This window comes from Sphaerospermopsis sp. FACHB-1194, from assembly GCF_014696235.1.
Classification (GTDB): domain Bacteria; phylum Cyanobacteriota; class Cyanobacteriia; order Cyanobacteriales; family Nostocaceae; genus Sphaerospermopsis; species Sphaerospermopsis kisseleviana.
In genome coordinates, this window is record NZ_JACJPU010000074.1 from 1 (window position 1) to 16,777 (window position 16,777).

Genomic DNA, 16,777 nt, shown 5'->3' on the forward strand with positions numbered 1-16,777 from the left:
ATTCAGACAAATACAACTTTAAACACCAAACAAACCATCTAAAAATTACCATCCCGTACATCCTCAAATCCTGGTTATCCTGATTCAGACAAATACAACTTTAAACACCAACAGAAAATCTATAAATAACATCCTGTAAATCCTAAAATCCTGGAAATCCTGATTCAGACAAATACAACTTTAAACACCAACAGAAAATCTATAAATAACATCCCGTACATCCTCAAATCCTGGAAATCCTGATTCAGACAAAATCAAAAATCCTGATTTATCAAAATTTCACAAAATATGATATAATAAATAACCGAAATCCATGAGGATAAAAAAATGTACGATATATACGATACCGATAAACGCAAATTATTATCAGCCTTATCTCACGGAGCAATTTTTTTTAGTACAACTATTGTATCTGTGGGTTTACCCATTGCTTTATTAATTATCTCTGATGACCCAGTTGTTAAAGACAACGCTAAAGAATCTATCAACTTCCATTTCAATGTTTGGTTTTATGGCGCAATTTTAGGAGCTTTATTTTTTCTCCTTGGTTGGTTAGTGTTACCATTGATAATATTACTACCACTCGCAGGTTTAGGATATGTGATACATTGGGGATTAACAATTTTTGCTATCATCAAAGTTTTTGGTAATCCTGATACACCCTTCCGTTATCCATTCATCTTTCGAGTTTTTTAATCATCATTTTCATTAGGTCTTTATTTCATGATAAGTAATCAGCTATCAGTAATCAGCTAAAAGCAAGGATTCAGAAATTATAACTTCGAGAATGTTATTTGTATCTGTTTCTTTTTATTCTTTGTATTTCCATCTTTCAGATACATATATTTTATTCTGACTTCTGACTTCTGACTCCTGCACGGGCGAAGTAGGGGCGAAGCATTCGGAAAATAACCTGTGATCAAAATTGATAATTTATCGCCCGAATGCTTCGCCCTTACAGGAAAATAACCTGTGATCAAAATTGATAATTTATCGCCCGAATGCTGATGCTTCCAGCACGCTTCGCGAACGCCCTTACAGGAAAATAACCTGTGATCAAAATTGATAATTTATCGCCCGAATGCTGATGCTTCCAGCACGCTTCGCGAACGCCCTTACAGGAAAATAACCTGTGATCAAAATTGATAATTTATCACCCGAATGCTGATGCTTCCAGCACGCTTCGCGAACGCCCTTACAGGAAAATAACCTGTGATCAAAATTGATAATTTATCGCCCGAATGCTGATGCTTCCAACACGCTTCGCGAACGCCCTTACGACTCCTGACTTGAAAATTATTTTTCCCAATTCCTTCCCGGAAAGTGTCAACAAAGCTGTAAAATACAAAATTGCCCCACAGCTTCATCAACAGTAGGGCAAAGACAGTTAAGCACTGTTTCTAGTTTGGCTGAAAGTCACAAGTTAAAGCACTGCTTTTGTGACGCTTTTTTTGATGTCCATTGAGTTTTTTTGATATAAAATCTATGTTCCCCACCCATCGCCCTCGTCGTTTACGTACCCATCCCCAACTACGTCGCATGGTACGTGAAACCGTTTTAACAACCAATGATTTAATATATCCTTTGTTTGCTGTTCCCGGTGAAGGTATTGCTAATGAAGTAAAATCTATGCCAGGAGTTTATCAGCTTTCAATAGATAAAATTGTTGAGGAAGCAAAGGAAGTTTATGATTTAGGTATTCCCGCTATTATCTTATTTGGAATACCTGAAGATAAAGATGTTGATGCTACGGGGGCATGGCATGATTGTGGTATTGTGCAAAAAGCAACCACCGCAGTTAAAGCAGCAGTTCCTGATTTAATTGTTATCAATGACACTTGTTTATGTGAATATACAAATCATGGACATTGTGGTTATTTAACAACTGGTGATTTAACTGGTAGAGTGTTAAATGATCCGACTTTGGAATTATTGAAGAAAACCGCAGTTTCTCAAGCTCAAGCTGGTGCAGATATTATCGCACCTTCAGGGATGATGGATGGTTTTGTGCAAGCTATTCGCGCAGGTTTGGATGAAGCGGGTTTTCAAGATATCCCTATCATGTCCTATGCTGCTAAATATGCCTCTGCTTATTATGGACCATTCCGGGATGCCGCAGACTCCACACCGCAGTTTGGCGATCGCCGCACTTACCAAATGGACCCCGGTAACTCCCGTGAAGCGATCAAAGAAATTGAGTTGGATATTGCCGAAGGTGCTGATATGCTGATGGTAAAACCAGCTTTGGCATATATGGACATTATCTGGCAAGTGAAGCAAGCAAGTAATTTACCTGTGGCTGCTTATAATGTTTCTGGTGAATATTCTATGGTCAAAGCTGCTGCTTTGAATGGTTGGATTGATGAGCAGCGTGTGGTGATGGAAACTCTGACTGGGTTTAAACGGGCTGGTGCTGATTTGATTTTAACTTATCACGCTAAAGATGCGGCTCGGTGGTTGTAATAGGTTAAATTAGTCTCACGCAAAGGCGCAAAGACGCAAAGAGTATTTTGAGTGTGTTTGTGTTTGAGCGTGAGATTTTGGCTATTAATAAAAGTGCCGCCGACTGCAACGGGCGATAAGGTCAAAATTATAATAATTCAGATAACCCAAGTTGCTAGTCATATTGTTTAGGTTGGCATGAGCGTAGTCGAAACTCGGTAGTTGAGCGTAGTCGAAACTGAGCGTAGTCGAAACTGAGCGTAGTCGAAACTCGGTAGTTGAGCGTAGTCGAAACTGAGCGTAGTCGAAACTGAGCGTAGTCGAAACTGAGCGTAGTCGAAACTCGATAACCACCTGATTCTGACAATTATTTATAAATTGAGGATGTATCGACTGATAATTTCTTTTAGTTCTTGAGGTGCTTCACTAGCTATTGCTGCTCCCAAGTCAGGACGAATAACCCACCACCAAAGTAAAGTTTCTAAATGGGTTGGTGGGTCATTATCGGGACACCATTCAATATATCCTTCATTTACACCAATGAGATTGGGGAAAATATCATTAGCTATAGCAACACGCTGATCTAATTTGTTAAATTGTACAATATCTTGCCAATTAACTTCATTTCTGGTTTCTTCTGTCACTTATACTACAATTAAAAATTCAATCTTATTTTAACAGGACTGACACAAAAAACCTATTAAACTCTTATTCCTCTATGTTCTCTGCGGTTCGTTATTCCATACATGATGCGTAATTTTTATCAATTAACAAGCTTATCCGCTTACAGAAACAGCCATTAAATATTCAATTTCTTGAAAAACGCTTTTTATTGTCTGTACAGCATTATGGGATAATGCAAACTTAATCGTGTTAACCAGTCCCCACCAAGCTTGTAAAGTGCCTTTATTAGTAGATTGACGTAACTGTAAAGTATAAAATTCTTTCCAAGAGTTGGGTGCTTTATAGGTTTTGAGTTTGCGCCAACGTCTGCGCCAAGTGAGAATATCCTTATCTGTGGGCGGTTCTGCTTCTAAAATCGGTGGTAAGTCGGCATAACTCACAAATCTGACTAAATGTTCAGAAACTACCAGGATGACGTGCGGCCAACAGCGAATCTTTCTGATTTGCTCTACGGGTATTTTCAATAATAGGGCGATCGCTTCTTTGGTGACAAACTTAAATAGGGTTTGCTGAATAAACCTAAAACCTTGATATATCAAAGGTTAGAGGCTGATAAACACAGAAATTAGTGCAAGGGTTTTGAAGGGTATACCGGAAAAAGTGTGCATTTTTTGGGATTTCAAGAGATGGCAAAGAAATTTTCAAATCTCCTCCTGACTCCTGACTCCTGACTCCTGACTCCTATGCCCTCACGGAAAGACTTTCTCAGCAACCCCTAAATAAAGGATTGACGTAGTTGGATTTTGTGGTTTCTAGTGTTATCATGGTTTTAGGTTTTTCCTTTAGGATTAATGCCTAGAGGCAGAAATTTATGATTATGATTGCCGATCGCTCTTTCGTTTGGTAGACTAGGGGCGATCGCTTTTTATGTTATAACTATAATGGACTATAATTAGGCTTTTGTCAAGTATGGGTTTGGTGAGGTTGCGGGTTAAAGAATTTGCAGCGGAGAAGGGCTGGACACTCAAAGAAGTTTCTGACCGTTCAGGAATAGCATACACCACTCTGAAAAATTATGCGAAGTCTCCGGGGTTAGCTTCGGTGGATGTTACTTCTCTTCACAAGTTGGCACGGATATTTGATGTTATGATTGAAGACTTGTATGAAATAGTCAAGGAATAGGTGACTGGTGATTGGTGACTGGTGACTGGTGACTGGTGACTGGTGACTGGTGACTGGTGACTGGTGACTGGGAGGGTGAATAACCCATTACCCATTACCCATTACTAATAAGAGTGCGATCGCTGACGTTATTAAGGACGGAGGCACGATAAAATTTAAAAACATTAAATTGTGATAAAGGTCTAAATGGCAGAAACACTATTTTTTAACGCTCTACGGGAAGCTATTGACGAAGAAATGTCCCGCGACTCTAGCGTATTTGTTTTAGGTGAAGATGTAGGACACTACGGCGGTTCTTATAAAGTCACCAAAGACCTATGCAAAAAGTATGGTGATCTGCGAGTATTAGATACCCCTATTGCGGAAAATAGCTTTACCGGTTTGGCAGTGGGAGCAGCAATGACAGGGTTAAGACCGATCATTGAAGGGATGAACATGGGCTTTTTGCTCCTCGCTTTCAACCAAATTTCTAACAATGCGGGAATGTTGCGTTACACTTCCGGCGGTAACTTTAAAATTCCCATGGTCATCCGTGGTCCTGGTGGTGTGGGAAGACAGCTAGGTGCAGAACACTCCCAAAGACTAGAAGCATATTTCCAAGCAGTTCCCGGTTTAAAAATTGTCGCTTGTTCCACACCTTACAATGCTAAAGGGTTACTAAAAGCAGCGATCCGCGATGATAACCCAGTGTTATTTTTTGAACACGTTTTACTTTACAACTTAAAAGAAAATCTACCCGAAGAAGAATATGTACTCCCACTTGATAAAGCAGAAGTAGTACGTTCTGGGAAAGATGTTACCATCCTTACCTATTCGCGGATGCGGTATCATGTCCTGCAAGCGGTGAAAACCTTGGAAAAACAAGGATATGATCCAGAAGTTATTGATTTAATATCCCTGAAACCTTTAGATTTTGATACTATTGGCGCTTCAATACGGAAAACCCACCGTGTAATAGTTGTGGAAGAGTGTATGAGAACTGGGGGTATAGGTGCAGAATTAACCGCTTCTATTAATGATAGGTTGTTTGATGAATTGGATGCGCCTGTACTGCGGCTGTCTTCCCAAGATATCCCCACACCTTACAACGGTAACTTAGAAAGGTTGACTATTGTGCAACCAGAGCAAATTGTCGAAGCTGTGCAGAAAATGATGGCTTTGCGAGTGTAGGTGATTGGTGATTGGGGACTGGTGATTGGTGATTGGTGATTGGGATAAAATTTCTTCTCTTGCCTTTTGCCTTCTGTTCCCTATTCCCTGTTCCCTGTTCCCTCTGAAATCTCTACTCAAACCTGACAAAAAGAAAGTTATCATAGCCTTTGTCAGTTGTGAGTGATGGTATGGAAAAACAGCGATCGCTACTAGCGTTAATTATAGTGTTGGTAATCGCCGCGATTACGGTGATTGCCACAATTCCTGTACCCTTGGTGTTAGACCTGCGGGGAGGATCACAGCTTACTATTCAGGTGAAAACAACCGAGGAAATCAAAGAAATCACGGAACGAGAACTAGAAGCTGTGCAGAAAGTAGTTGAAGGTCGTATTAACGGTCTTGGTGTTTCTGAACCGGTAATTCAAACAGTAGGTACTGATAAAATTTTAGTGCAGTTACCTGGGGTAAATGACCCAGAACAGGCAGAAAAGGTACTGGGGGGTACAGCACAGTTAGAATTTCGGTTACAAAAGCCGGATACAGATACTCAACTACTGGCCTTTAGAGTATCAGAAACAGAACTGAAAAATAAGCAAGAAGAATTAAGAACAAGCAATGATGCAGATGCTATTGCTAAAAATCAAGAAGATATCAAGAAAAATCAGCAGTCCATCGCCGAATTATTTGCCAGCACTGATCCACCATTAACTGGTAAATACCTCAAAGATGCCTACGGTGAACCCACCCAAGGTAATAATTGGAATGTTGTCCTGCGCTTCGATACCAAGGGTGGTGAACTTTTTGCAGACTTGACTAAAAGGTTAGCAGGAACAGGTCGCGCTATCGGTATTTTTCTCGATAATGAATTAATTAGTTATCCCACAGTAGGCGTAGAATTTGCCGCCACTGGGATCACAGGCGGTTCTGCTATCATTACAGGACGATTCCAAGCAGAAGAAGCAAATAATTTAGGTGTACAGTTACGAGGAGGCGCGTTACCCGTTCCGGTAGAAATTGCTGAAAGAAGAACAGTAGGTGCAACTTTGGGTCAAGATAGTATTCAAAGCAGCATTTACGCCGGTATCGGTGGTCTGATTTTAGTCTTAATCTTTATGGTTGTGTACTATAGACTACCAGGATTGATTGCCGATGTATCCCTAGTGATTTACTCTCTTTTAACCTGGGCTACTTTTTGCTTACTCGGTGTCACCCTCACCTTACCAGGAATTGCTGGATTTATCCTCAGTATTGGTATGGCGGTAGATGCTAACGTACTGATTTTTGAACGCACAAGGGAAGAATTACGCGCAGGTAAATCTTTATATCGTTCTGTAGAATCTGGTTTTTATCGGGCATTTTCCAGTATTTTAGATAGTAATGTTACTACCTGGATTGCTTGCGCGGCTCTGTTTTACTTGGGTTCTGGGTTAGTCAAAGGTTTCGCCCTCACCTTAGCTTTAGGGGTAGCTGTGAGTATGTTTACTGCCATTACCTGTAGTCGTACCTTGATGTTTATAGCTATTTCCATTCCCGCTTGGCGGAAAACAGAATTTTACTGTCCTAAGCTGACAGCAACAAATAAGCAGGAGGTAGCTAGATGACACTAGATATTAATAAATCGCGGAATCTTTGGTGGACTATTTCATCAGCAGTGATACTGAGTGGTATCATCTCAATGGTGATATCTTGGCAAAATCCCAACATTAAAGCACCGTTACGTCCTGGGTTAGACTTTATCGGTGGTACAAGGTTACAGTTAGTGAGAGATTGTAGTCAACCTGGTAACTGTGATCAACCAATAGATATTAATGTGGTGCGGGAAGTTGCCAAAGAGCAGGGACTAGGAGATAGTAGTATTCAATTAATCTCCGAAAATGGTCAGAAAAATGGCATCACTATCCGTACAAAAAACCTAGAAACTGACCAGCGCACCAATTTACAAACCGCTTTAAGTGCAAAAATTGGTGCTTTTGATCCGCAAAAAAACCAAATTGACTCTGTAGGTCCCACATTAGGAAGAGAACTTTTTAGGACTGGAGTTATAGCTTTAGCAGTTTCCTTTTTGGGTATTGTTGTTTATTTGAGTTTCCGTTTCCAGTGGGATTATGCTTTGTTTGCGATCGTTGCCACATTTCACGATCTCTTGGTGACGGTAGGAATATTCTCAATTTTGGGTTTGGTTTTAGGTGCAGAAGTAGATAGTCTCTTTATTGTCGCCTTACTGACTATTACAGGATTCTCTGTTAATGATACAGTGGTAATTTATGACCGCATCCGAGAAAATATTAAAAATCATCCCCAAACACCAATTGCAGAAATAGTTGATGATGCTGTAAATCAAACTTTAAGCAGATCAATCAACACTAGCTTAACAACTATGTTGTCTTTGTTTGCTATTTTTTTGTTTGGTGGGGAAACTTTAAAATATTTTTCTCTGGCTTTAATTATTGGTTTTATCGCCGGGGCTTATTCTAGTATTTTCATTGCTAGTACCCTGTTAACATGGTGGCGAGAACGCAATGAATATACAATAGATAAAATTAATACATCTGTTGATTAAGGAGTCAGGAGTCAGTAGGGGCGAAGCATTCGGATAAAAATATTTCACTCGTCACTCGTTCCCAGTCTCCAGACTGGGAATGTAAACCTAGAGGTTCTACCTCTATCACTCGTTTCACTCGTTCCCATTCTCCAGACTGGAAATGTAAACCTAGAGGTTCTACCGTGAGGTTAACATCTATTTTAGGTAGGGAGTGTCAATAACTTATGGACTCACAGGAAGAACCAACAATTAATTACTCAAACCTAGAAAATTCTGATGCTACTTTTGTTCAACAGGTACAGAGATTACACCAGCTAACAGTATATGGCAGGTGGTTATTTGTTTGTTGTTTATGGGTGATTATTGCTCCTGTATGTCTGTGGAATTTACGCACTGAGTTTACCTTGTGGCAACAATATTTTACCTGGGTAGCTGTGCGATATGCCCTGGCTTTTCATCCATTTGCTACTGTGGGTTTAGCTTTTTGTATTGGGATGACGGTTTCTGTTTTAATTTGGCAAAGTCGCAATATTTTGATCGGTTTACCGCAACCGGAAAAGCAACGTTTAGAACAGCAGGTTTTTAAGATACGTCAACAAGGACCGAGTCATCCTTTATGGAAATTGATAATTGATAATTGATAATTGATAATTGATAATTGATAATTGATAATTGATAATTGATAATTGATAATTGATAATTGATAATTGATAATTGATAATTGATAATTGATAATTGATAATTAAATAGGGTTTCCTGAATAAACCTAAAACCTTGATATATCAAAGGTTAGAGGCTGATAAACACAGAAATTAGTGCAAGGGTTTTGAAGGGTATACCGGAAAAAGTGTGCATTTTTTGGGATTTCAAGAGATGGCAAAGAAATTTTCCAATCTCCTCCTGACTCCTGACTCCTGACTCCTGACTCCTATGCCCTCACGGAAAGACTTTCTCAGCAACCCCTAAATAGAGTTTGAATTTTTAATTCATCAACATCCTGTACATCCTTTTAAGGAAGTGGGAGAAACAAATATAGCTACTACTATCATAACAGTAGGTGAGCTAACTTATATGTGGGAAAATTGGAGAGACAATCATGAGTAATTGAATATCTTGATTTTGATGTTTGATTTTTTTGTCTGAATCAGGATGTCCAGGATTTAAGGATTTAATGGATTATCAATTTATGGATTATCAATTTAACGATCTTTCAAGATTAAATAATTTCCATGATCTCAATAATCAATAATATAAATATATCACAAATATTCATCAATCAATTACATCCTGATGCAGAAAAATCATCAAATCAACACTTGACAAAATCCCCAGATTGTTTTATTCTTATGTTATGGGTGGAAAAGAGTGCGCCCATATATATATAGACTTTATATATAGACTTTATCTATCAACATCATAAATATTCATCCCATCCTGAAAATCCTTAAATCCTGGATATCCTAATGCTGACGGTGGTATAGTATAATCATGGCTAGATATACCCAGCAACTACCATGAGTCAATGTATCAATCCTGACTGTCTTTACCAAAATCCCCAAGGTACTAATTTTTGTCAAAATTGCGGTAGTAAAATCATTTTAGATGATCGTTATCTCCCTTTAAAATTTCTCGGTGAAGGTGGTTTTGGTAGAACTTTTCAAGCTGTAGATATCAAAAGATTAAATACACCCTGCGTCATCAAACAATTTTTACCCCAACAAGCAGGAAGTTCATCTTTACAAAAAGCGACGGAATTATTTCAACAAGAAGCTCAACGACTGCAAGAATTAGGTAAACATCCGCAAATTCCTGATTTACTCGCTTTCTTTCCCCAAGATGGTAGACTGTATTTAATTCAGGAATTTATTGATGGGCAAAATTTACTGCAAGAGTTAGACACTCAAGGTAAATTAAACGAACCACAAATCAGAATTATCTTAACAGAGTTATTGCCTGTTTTGCAATTTATCCATGACAATAAGGTAATTCATCGAGATATCAAACCAGAAAACATTATTAGAAGCAAAACCGGTAAATTATTCCTGATTGATTTTGGCGTTTCTAAAGAAACAAGTGGTAGTATTTTAACTAGAGTGGGAACTATTACCGGAACTCCTGGATATGCACCACCAGAACAATTTAGGGGGATGGTTTACCCAAGTAGTGATCTTTATAGTTTAGCTGTAACTTGTGTCAGATTATTAACGGGACATTTTCAAAAAAATGATGGTTCTGATTCTTTGTTTGATCCGATAAATATGGAATGGCAATGGCAAAAGTATGTTTCTTTAAGTCAGGAATTAACTGATATTTTAGAAACTATGTTGCAAGATATTCCTAAAAAACGTTATCATTCAGCAACAGATGTTTTAGCAGCATTAAATAATCCCATTCCGCAAAAAATTGTTGTTGTTCCTAACCCCCAACCTCCGCAAACACAACCAACTTCTAATAATCCATTTAAACAAATTTTTCAACAGTTGATTTCTCTTCCAACTAACTCACCTCAACCAACGATCATTAAACCTCAACCTACTAATTCTCACACATCATTTCAGGAAAATTTAGGTAATGGTGTATTATTAGAAATGATCGCTATTCCTGGGGGAAGTTTTTTAATGGGTTCACCGGAAAATGAACCTGAGAGACGTGATTCAGAAAGTCCTCAACATCGGGTGAATATTCAACCATTTTATATGGGCAAGTTTACTGTAACTCAGGCACAATGGGAACGGGTAGCAGCGTTACCAAAAATTAAACAGGATCTCAATCCTCAACCTTCCCGCTTTCAAGGTAAAAATAAACCAGTGGAAAGAGTTTCATGGCTTGACGCACAGGAATTTTGTGCTAGAATAAGCAAAGCTACAGGTAAAAAATATAGTCTACCCAGTGAAGCAGAATGGGAGTATGCTTGTAGAGCCGGAACAACTACACCATTTTATTTTGGGAACAATATTACCACTGATTTGGTAAATTATAATGGTAACTATTCCTATAATTCCGGTGCAAAAGGCAAATATCGTCAACAAACCACTGATGTAGGTTCTTTTCCACCTAATTCTTTTGGTTTATACGATATGCATGGGAATGTCTGGGAGTTATGTGAAGATGACTGGCACAATAATTATATAGACGCGCCTACAGATGGTAGTGCCTGGATTGGCGAAAGCGCTTTCAAGATGCTGCGCGGTGGTTCTTGGGGCGACTCCCCCAGGACTTGCCGTTCTTCGTGCCGTAGCTACGGCAACCCAGACGACAGGCACGGCAACATCGGGTTTCGGTTGGTAGTTTCCGGCGCAAGGACTCTTTAGTTCTTTACTCTCTTACCCTTTTACCCTCTACACTTTTTCTTTTTTCCCTTCTTCTATCGCCTGACGGCGATCAAGTTTTTTTAAGATTTTAGAGGCATTTAATTTAGTTTAAAGTTGTATTTGTCTGAATCAGGATGTCCAGGATTAGAGGATGTACAGGATGTGATTGAGAGATTTTCTGTTGGTGTTTAAAGTTGTATTTGTCTGAATCAGGATTTTGAGTAGAGTAATTTTCAGATTGTTGATAATCATGCAAAAACAATCATTAAATAACATCCTGCAAAAATCCCCAACTTGCCAACAAACAATCATTGAAAAACATCCTGTACATCCTCTAATCCTGGACATCCTGATTCAGACAATTATAATTCAACAAACAGAAAATATTATAGCAGTAGACAGAGTAGTTAGGACATCAATGAATCATGAAACTCTCACCCCAACAGGGTTTTACTCCTGACTCCTGACTCCTGACTCCTGACTCCTGACTCCTGACTCCTGACTCCTGACTCCTGACTCCTGACTCCTGACTCCTGACTCCTGACTCCTGACTCCTACTATAACAATTAATTAACTTTTTCTTAGTTGCATAAATATGTACATTTAAAGTATTTTTTCAGAAAATATGCCATAACAGAAACGAAGATACTACCAGTTGGGTGTCTATACATGAAAAATCCTCAAATTCATTTTAGCGATCGCCGTGCGGAAATTGACCTTTACCAACTTCAGAATTTGTTTAATATAGCCGCTTTTTGGGCGAAAGGACGCAGTATAGAGGATTTAAACAAAGCTATTACTAATAGTGAACAGGTGATTTCTGTTTGGGATGGAGAACAACTCATTGGTTTTGCAAGAGCTAATTCTGATGGCATCTATCGCGCTACAATTTGGGATGTTGTCATTCATCCAGATTATCAAGGTAAAGGACTGGGAATTAAATTAGTAGAAACAGTTTTAGCTCACCCTGTCATGCAAGTGGAGAGAGTTTATTTAATGACAACTCATCAACAAAAATTCTATGAAAAGATTGGTTTTCAAACTAATAATACCACGACAATGGTACTATACAACCAATCGGATCTAGGTTCTATTCCGACAGGAGAAGTTCAGCTTCAGGAGTCACTAGGGGGATAGCAATTTGTAGTCTGCTGCAATCTTGTGTTACTTCTGTGGTGATGGGAGAAGCAATAATTTCTAGTTTTCCTCCCATCGTTTCTAGTAATTTTTGATTAAGTAATAGTTTCATCCCTGATGAGATTTCTATACTATCTTTTATATTTTCTTGATTTGTGTTATTTTCAGAGGCAATCAAATTTATTTTCTCACTGGAGATGACAGCATGAGAAGGGACATCTAGATAAATATGCACAACATTATTAATAATATTATTTGTAGCTGTATTTGCAGGTGCAATACTACTGGAAAGATGAATACTACCTTCTTCCATTTGTAAAATAGTAGTATCTATTAAATTCACCAATATTTGACGTAGCCAGCGGTTATCTGCTAAAACATAAATTTCTGGTTTAGGAAATGATATAGTAAAAGGATAATTGCGATTTCCTGCCAACATATAAGTTAATTTATAAACTTCTTCTAAAACCTTAGTTAACTGTAAAGGCTGAATATGTAATTTATTTGTTCCGTGTTCTGTTCTAGCAACACTGAGAATTTCATCAATCATTTTTAGCAATTTCAGCGATCGCTCATAAGCTTGTCCGACAAATTCCCTTTCTTCCTCTGGATTTTCGCACAAATCATTTAAAATTAACTGATGTAATCCTATTAAACCATTCAGGGGCGATCGCAATTCATGGGTAGTCCTTGCCAAAAAACCACCTTGAAACTGGCTCATTTCCCTAGCCAGTTGGTAGGCTAATTGGGTTTGGTTTAATTTGTCTAAAGTTTTTTGTAAAACTTCGGTTTCTTGCTGTTGTGGGGCAATTTCCACAGGAATGGATGAAGATTTAGATGACTTTAGGAATAACTTACAAAAACCTATTCCTAAACCTATTCCTAAACCTATTCCTGATCCTAGATATAACCATTCATTTAAGCTAGTCATAGAAAATTTTACTCTTGAGTACCATTATCAATTATCAATTATCAATTATCAATTTTAATTACTCCTTGGCGCAAAATTTGCCAATCATTCCCTGTCCATTTAGCAACAGTAGAAGGTATTCCCAAACCTTTATATTCAATCGCTTCTAAGGTGAGAACATCAGGAAAATTCACTTCTATTTCTGCTCGATTTTCTAAAGCTGGTTGTCCTGATAAATTAACACTAGTGGTAGCCATTGGTCCAGTTTGTGCTAAGATATTTTGGGCAATTGGATGATTGGGTACTCTAATACCTATAGTAGTTGGATCAGTAGGATTCATCACTTGAGGAATTTTCTCACTAGCAGGTAACACTAAAGTCAATGCACCAGGCCAATATTGACTAACTACCTCCTGCCAAATTTGATATTCAGTCTGATTTCCTTTTACATAATCCCATAAATCTTCGGCTTTAGCAGCCATTAAAATTAAAGGTTTATCCAAACTTCTTTGTTTAGCAGTATAAATTAATTCTGCTTGTGCGGGTATGCTGGCCAGTGCAGGAACAGTATCCGTAGGGAAACTAATTAGTTTTCCTGCTTTTGCAGAGTTGATGAGAACTTCTAGAGAAACATTCATAAATAAATATCAGAAAATTACTTATCTATTTTTAGATATAATCGGCAAATATCAGGTGACAGGTGACATAATTGGTTTAATTAGGGTTTGCTGAATAAACCTAAAACCTTGATATATCAAAGGTTAGAGGCTGATAAACACAGAAATTAGTGCAAGGGTTTTGAAGGGTATACCGGAAAAAGTGTGCATTTTTTGGGATTTCAAGAGATGGCAAAGAAATTTTCAAATCTCCTCCTGACTCCTGACTCCTGACTCCTGACTCCTATGCCCTCACGGAAAGACTTTCTCAGCAAACCCTAATTATAAATTAAACTATATAAGAATTATGACATCCTGAACATCCTTAAATCCTGAAAATCCTGATTCTGACAAAATCAAATTTTGAAAAATCACCACATTCCTATTAAATCAACATCCTGTAAATCCTATAATCCTGGATATCCTGATTCTGACAATAAAAATCCTGAAAATCCTGATGCAGAAAAAATCAGATCCAGGACATTCTACATATTTACATAAGCTATCGCAAACCGTTCTATTCCTGCTAAATCTGCATGAATAGAAATGTCACTATAATGACAATTATTTTCTAACAATTCTCGCACCGTTTCAGCCTGTCCTGCCATCATTTCAATTAACCACATTCCACCAGGACGCAAATAATCAGGAGCAACTGCGATTAAATGACGAATATAATCTAAACCATCCACACCACCATCTAATGCTAGATGGGGTTCATGTTTCACTACTTCCGGTTGTAATGTCAGTACCGTATCACTGGGAATATAAGGCGGATTTGATACCATCCCGCTAAATTGACCTTGCAAAAATTCTAAGGGTTTCCACCAATTACCTTGGTAAAATTTCACTTGTTCCCCAAAACCTAAACTTTCCGCATTGGTTTTCGCAACCTCTAAAGCTTCAGCACTGACATCTACAGCATGAATTGTCGCATTTGTCAATACCTCCGCTAAACCAAGAGCGATCGCCCCACTCCCAGTCCCCAAATCTGCCCAATGACCTGATTGTAACCCCTTACTTTCAGCAGCGTTTACAGCCAAATCAATCAAAATCTCTGTTTCCGGTCTAGGAATCAAAACCGCACTGGACACAGCGAGTTTAAATTTGCGCCAAGGTGTCACTCCAGCAATATACTGTATCGGCAAGCGTTCCTGTAAACGTCTTTGCCATAACTGGTCTAGTTCTGACAAAGAAAACTGCGTTTGAATATGATTCAAGTTTTTGAAGGACTCCAAACGCAGTGTCAAGCGGTCTAACTCAGTTATTTCCTGCAACAGCCAATCAACTTCTACAGGAGAAATGTCCGTAGATAAAGCATCTTTCAGTGCTTGATTACGCCACTGCCAAACTTCCATACCAGTAAATGACTGTTGCTTTGCCATGATTAACGCCGTTTAGAAGGTGCATTATTCTGCTTGGCAGCATTATTTTTAGGCAAAGTCCTAATATATTCTCTAGACTCTGGGGATGGAACCAAAACCACCTGATTTAACCAAGAATCATTTTTATCTTCCAAAGTTTTAATCACCCCATCCACATCTATTACCTGAATATCAGCTTTAGGAAACTTTGGTTTCACTTGGTTCAATAAACCTAGTGCATCTTGTTTACTCAAGAATAAAGGAATCATTTGCTGATTATTCCCACCTAATTGAATTGGCACATAGCCTTTATCTGGTGCAAACCTTACCGCAAATACAGGTACACTTTTAAATTGATCTACTTTTTGACCACTTGCATTTAGTAAAGTTAGAGCGCCTTTAACTTCTTTATCTACAGGCTTAAAAGCAAACAGAAGTCTATTTTGTTGGTTTTTACTTTGTTGCAATTGCTGATAAATTACACCTAGAGGAACAGCGGTAACTTGCAACTGTTTAGCCATTGTTTCTAGTTTTGGGTCTTTATTTTTGGCATTTTGCAATTCTTTGATAAACGCCAAAGCTTCCTGCCGACTCATATATACACCAGTCACTGAAGCCCCTGGTTGTCCATTTTGTGCGGGTATAGTCCGACTCAACGGTAAACCCTGATCATTCGTAATCAAGTAAACCGGTACAGAATCCAATTTTTCTTTGACTTGTTGTTCTGATAATGCCAGCACAGGAAAATCAACAGCTACCACGCTGCCAAATAGGGTACTACCTACTAAACCAAGCGTTAAGCCCCAGCGAACCAATGATTTCATAAATACTCCTTATCTCAATATCAATACTTGAATTAACTTAGACAATCAGAAAGTAGTAGAATTTTATACCAACAAAACCAAGTTTAATTATCTAACCAGCTATTTTAGCTTTAAATAAGTTTATTGTGCTAATTTTTGGGAATTTTGCACTGCTATTCACTACTAAATGCTGTATTATTCTATTATATTCTCCAGCAGGGTTTGATTTCCGGGACTCTTGCTCACAACAATTACATTTGATTGTATTGTTGTTTGTTTTGTTGTTTGTTTTGTTTTTCTCGTTTTTCCGTGACGCTAGGACTTGATAAATCGTTCCCATTTCCGATTAACAGAGTTTTTTTATAGCTGTAGATAAGGCCGTGAGGATATTAACCAAAACTAAAACTTAGACACTCACAGTTTTTTTTACTGTCAATAGTCACCTGTTATAAATTATTTATTAACGTAAGTTGCTAGTTCTGCAAAAAAGGCTCTCAAATCCCAATACTGTTCGGTTAAGAGTTTTTGTAGCGACTGTCTTGATTGTCAAGCGATCGTAAAGGAAAAATTTAAAGTCTAGGAAAAAAGTCAGAAAATAGAGGATAAAAACAAAGCAAAACAAAACAGGTAAATTATAGATGGCTATAAATTACC

Annotated in this window: 15 protein-coding genes; 9 read left to right on the plus strand and 6 right to left on the minus strand. The window is 38.1% G+C overall.

Going from position 1 to position 16,777, the window contains the following annotated elements:
- Positions 1 to 336 precede the first annotated feature (336 nt).
- The gene (locus H6F45_RS24805; protein WP_137669385.1) at positions 337 to 696 is read left to right on the plus strand and encodes a DUF4870 domain-containing protein; all 360 of its coding nucleotides are present in this window, start codon (positions 337 to 339) and stop codon (positions 694 to 696) included.
- Positions 697 to 1,485: 789 nt separating this feature from the next.
- Positions 1,486 to 2,463 carry a porphobilinogen synthase gene (gene hemB, locus H6F45_RS24810; protein ID WP_096565892.1) on the plus strand — a complete coding sequence of 326 codons (978 nt, stop codon included), beginning with the start codon at positions 1,486 to 1,488 and terminating at the stop codon, positions 2,461 to 2,463.
- Positions 2,464 to 2,813: 350 nt separating this feature from the next.
- On the opposite strand, the gene H6F45_RS24815 is transcribed toward hemB, so the two are convergent.
- A complete protein-coding gene (locus H6F45_RS24815; RefSeq protein ID WP_137669383.1) occupies positions 2,814 to 3,086 on the minus strand; it encodes a hypothetical protein in 273 nt (90 codons plus the stop codon).
- Positions 3,087 to 3,218: 132 nt separating this feature from the next.
- Positions 3,219 to 3,665, minus strand: coding sequence for a hypothetical protein (locus H6F45_RS24820; protein ID WP_137669382.1), 447 nt, complete (start codon positions 3,663 to 3,665; stop codon positions 3,219 to 3,221).
- Between the two features lie 370 nt (positions 3,666 to 4,035).
- On the opposite strand from H6F45_RS24820, the gene H6F45_RS24825 reads away from it, so the two are divergent.
- The 7 genes from H6F45_RS24825 (at position 4,036) to H6F45_RS24855 (ending at position 12,390) form a co-directional block, all read left to right on the plus strand.
- Complete coding sequence (locus H6F45_RS24825; protein ID WP_096565886.1) at positions 4,036 to 4,248, plus strand: helix-turn-helix transcriptional regulator; 213 nt, start codon at positions 4,036 to 4,038, stop codon at positions 4,246 to 4,248.
- Between the two features lie 186 nt (positions 4,249 to 4,434).
- Positions 4,435 to 5,418, plus strand: coding sequence for an alpha-ketoacid dehydrogenase subunit beta (locus H6F45_RS24830; RefSeq protein WP_096565884.1), 984 nt, complete (start codon positions 4,435 to 4,437; stop codon positions 5,416 to 5,418).
- A gap of 170 nt (positions 5,419 to 5,588) precedes the next feature.
- Positions 5,589 to 7,001: a protein translocase subunit SecD gene (gene secD / locus H6F45_RS24835; protein WP_190348681.1), complete on the plus strand. Its 1,413-nt coding sequence runs from the start codon at positions 5,589 to 5,591 to the stop codon at positions 6,999 to 7,001.
- Complete coding sequence (gene secF / locus H6F45_RS24840; protein ID WP_190348674.1) at positions 6,998 to 7,960, plus strand: protein translocase subunit SecF; 963 nt, start codon at positions 6,998 to 7,000, stop codon at positions 7,958 to 7,960. Before secD ends, secF begins: the two co-directional genes overlap by 4 nt.
- 206 nt (positions 7,961 to 8,166) lie before the next feature.
- Positions 8,167 to 8,583 carry a hypothetical protein gene (locus tag H6F45_RS24845; RefSeq protein ID WP_190348675.1) on the plus strand — a complete coding sequence of 139 codons (417 nt, stop codon included), beginning with the start codon at positions 8,167 to 8,169 and terminating at the stop codon, positions 8,581 to 8,583.
- An 873-nt stretch (positions 8,584 to 9,456) separates the two neighbouring features.
- The gene (locus tag H6F45_RS24850; RefSeq protein WP_190348676.1) at positions 9,457 to 11,253 is read left to right on the plus strand and encodes an SUMF1/EgtB/PvdO family nonheme iron enzyme; all 1,797 of its coding nucleotides are present in this window, start codon (positions 9,457 to 9,459) and stop codon (positions 11,251 to 11,253) included.
- 669 nt (positions 11,254 to 11,922) lie between these two features.
- Entirely contained in the window at positions 11,923 to 12,390 is a 468-nt protein-coding gene (locus H6F45_RS24855; RefSeq protein WP_096565874.1) for a GNAT family N-acetyltransferase, read from the plus strand.
- Here the strand turns inward: H6F45_RS24855 and H6F45_RS24860 are convergent.
- From H6F45_RS24860 to H6F45_RS24875, 4 genes are all read right to left on the minus strand, one after another.
- On the minus strand, positions 12,344 to 13,321 hold the full coding sequence (locus tag H6F45_RS24860; RefSeq protein ID WP_190348677.1) for a HAMP domain-containing sensor histidine kinase: 978 nt from the start codon (positions 13,319 to 13,321) through the stop codon (positions 12,344 to 12,346). The two genes, H6F45_RS24855 and H6F45_RS24860, sit on opposite strands and share 47 nt — an antisense overlap.
- Positions 13,322 to 13,362: 41 nt before the next feature.
- On the minus strand, positions 13,363 to 13,938 hold the full coding sequence (locus H6F45_RS24865; RefSeq protein ID WP_190348678.1) for an L-threonylcarbamoyladenylate synthase: 576 nt from the start codon (positions 13,936 to 13,938) through the stop codon (positions 13,363 to 13,365).
- A gap of 503 nt (positions 13,939 to 14,441) precedes the next feature.
- A complete protein-coding gene (gene prmC, locus H6F45_RS24870) occupies positions 14,442 to 15,341 on the minus strand; it encodes a peptide chain release factor N(5)-glutamine methyltransferase (protein WP_190348679.1) in 900 nt (299 codons plus the stop codon).
- Positions 15,342 to 15,343: 2 nt separating this feature from the next.
- Positions 15,344 to 16,144 (minus strand): Tic22 family protein, encoded by an 801-nt coding sequence (locus H6F45_RS24875; RefSeq protein WP_190348680.1) that lies wholly within the window; start codon positions 16,142 to 16,144, stop codon positions 15,344 to 15,346.
- Positions 16,145 to 16,777: the final 633 nt, after the last annotated feature.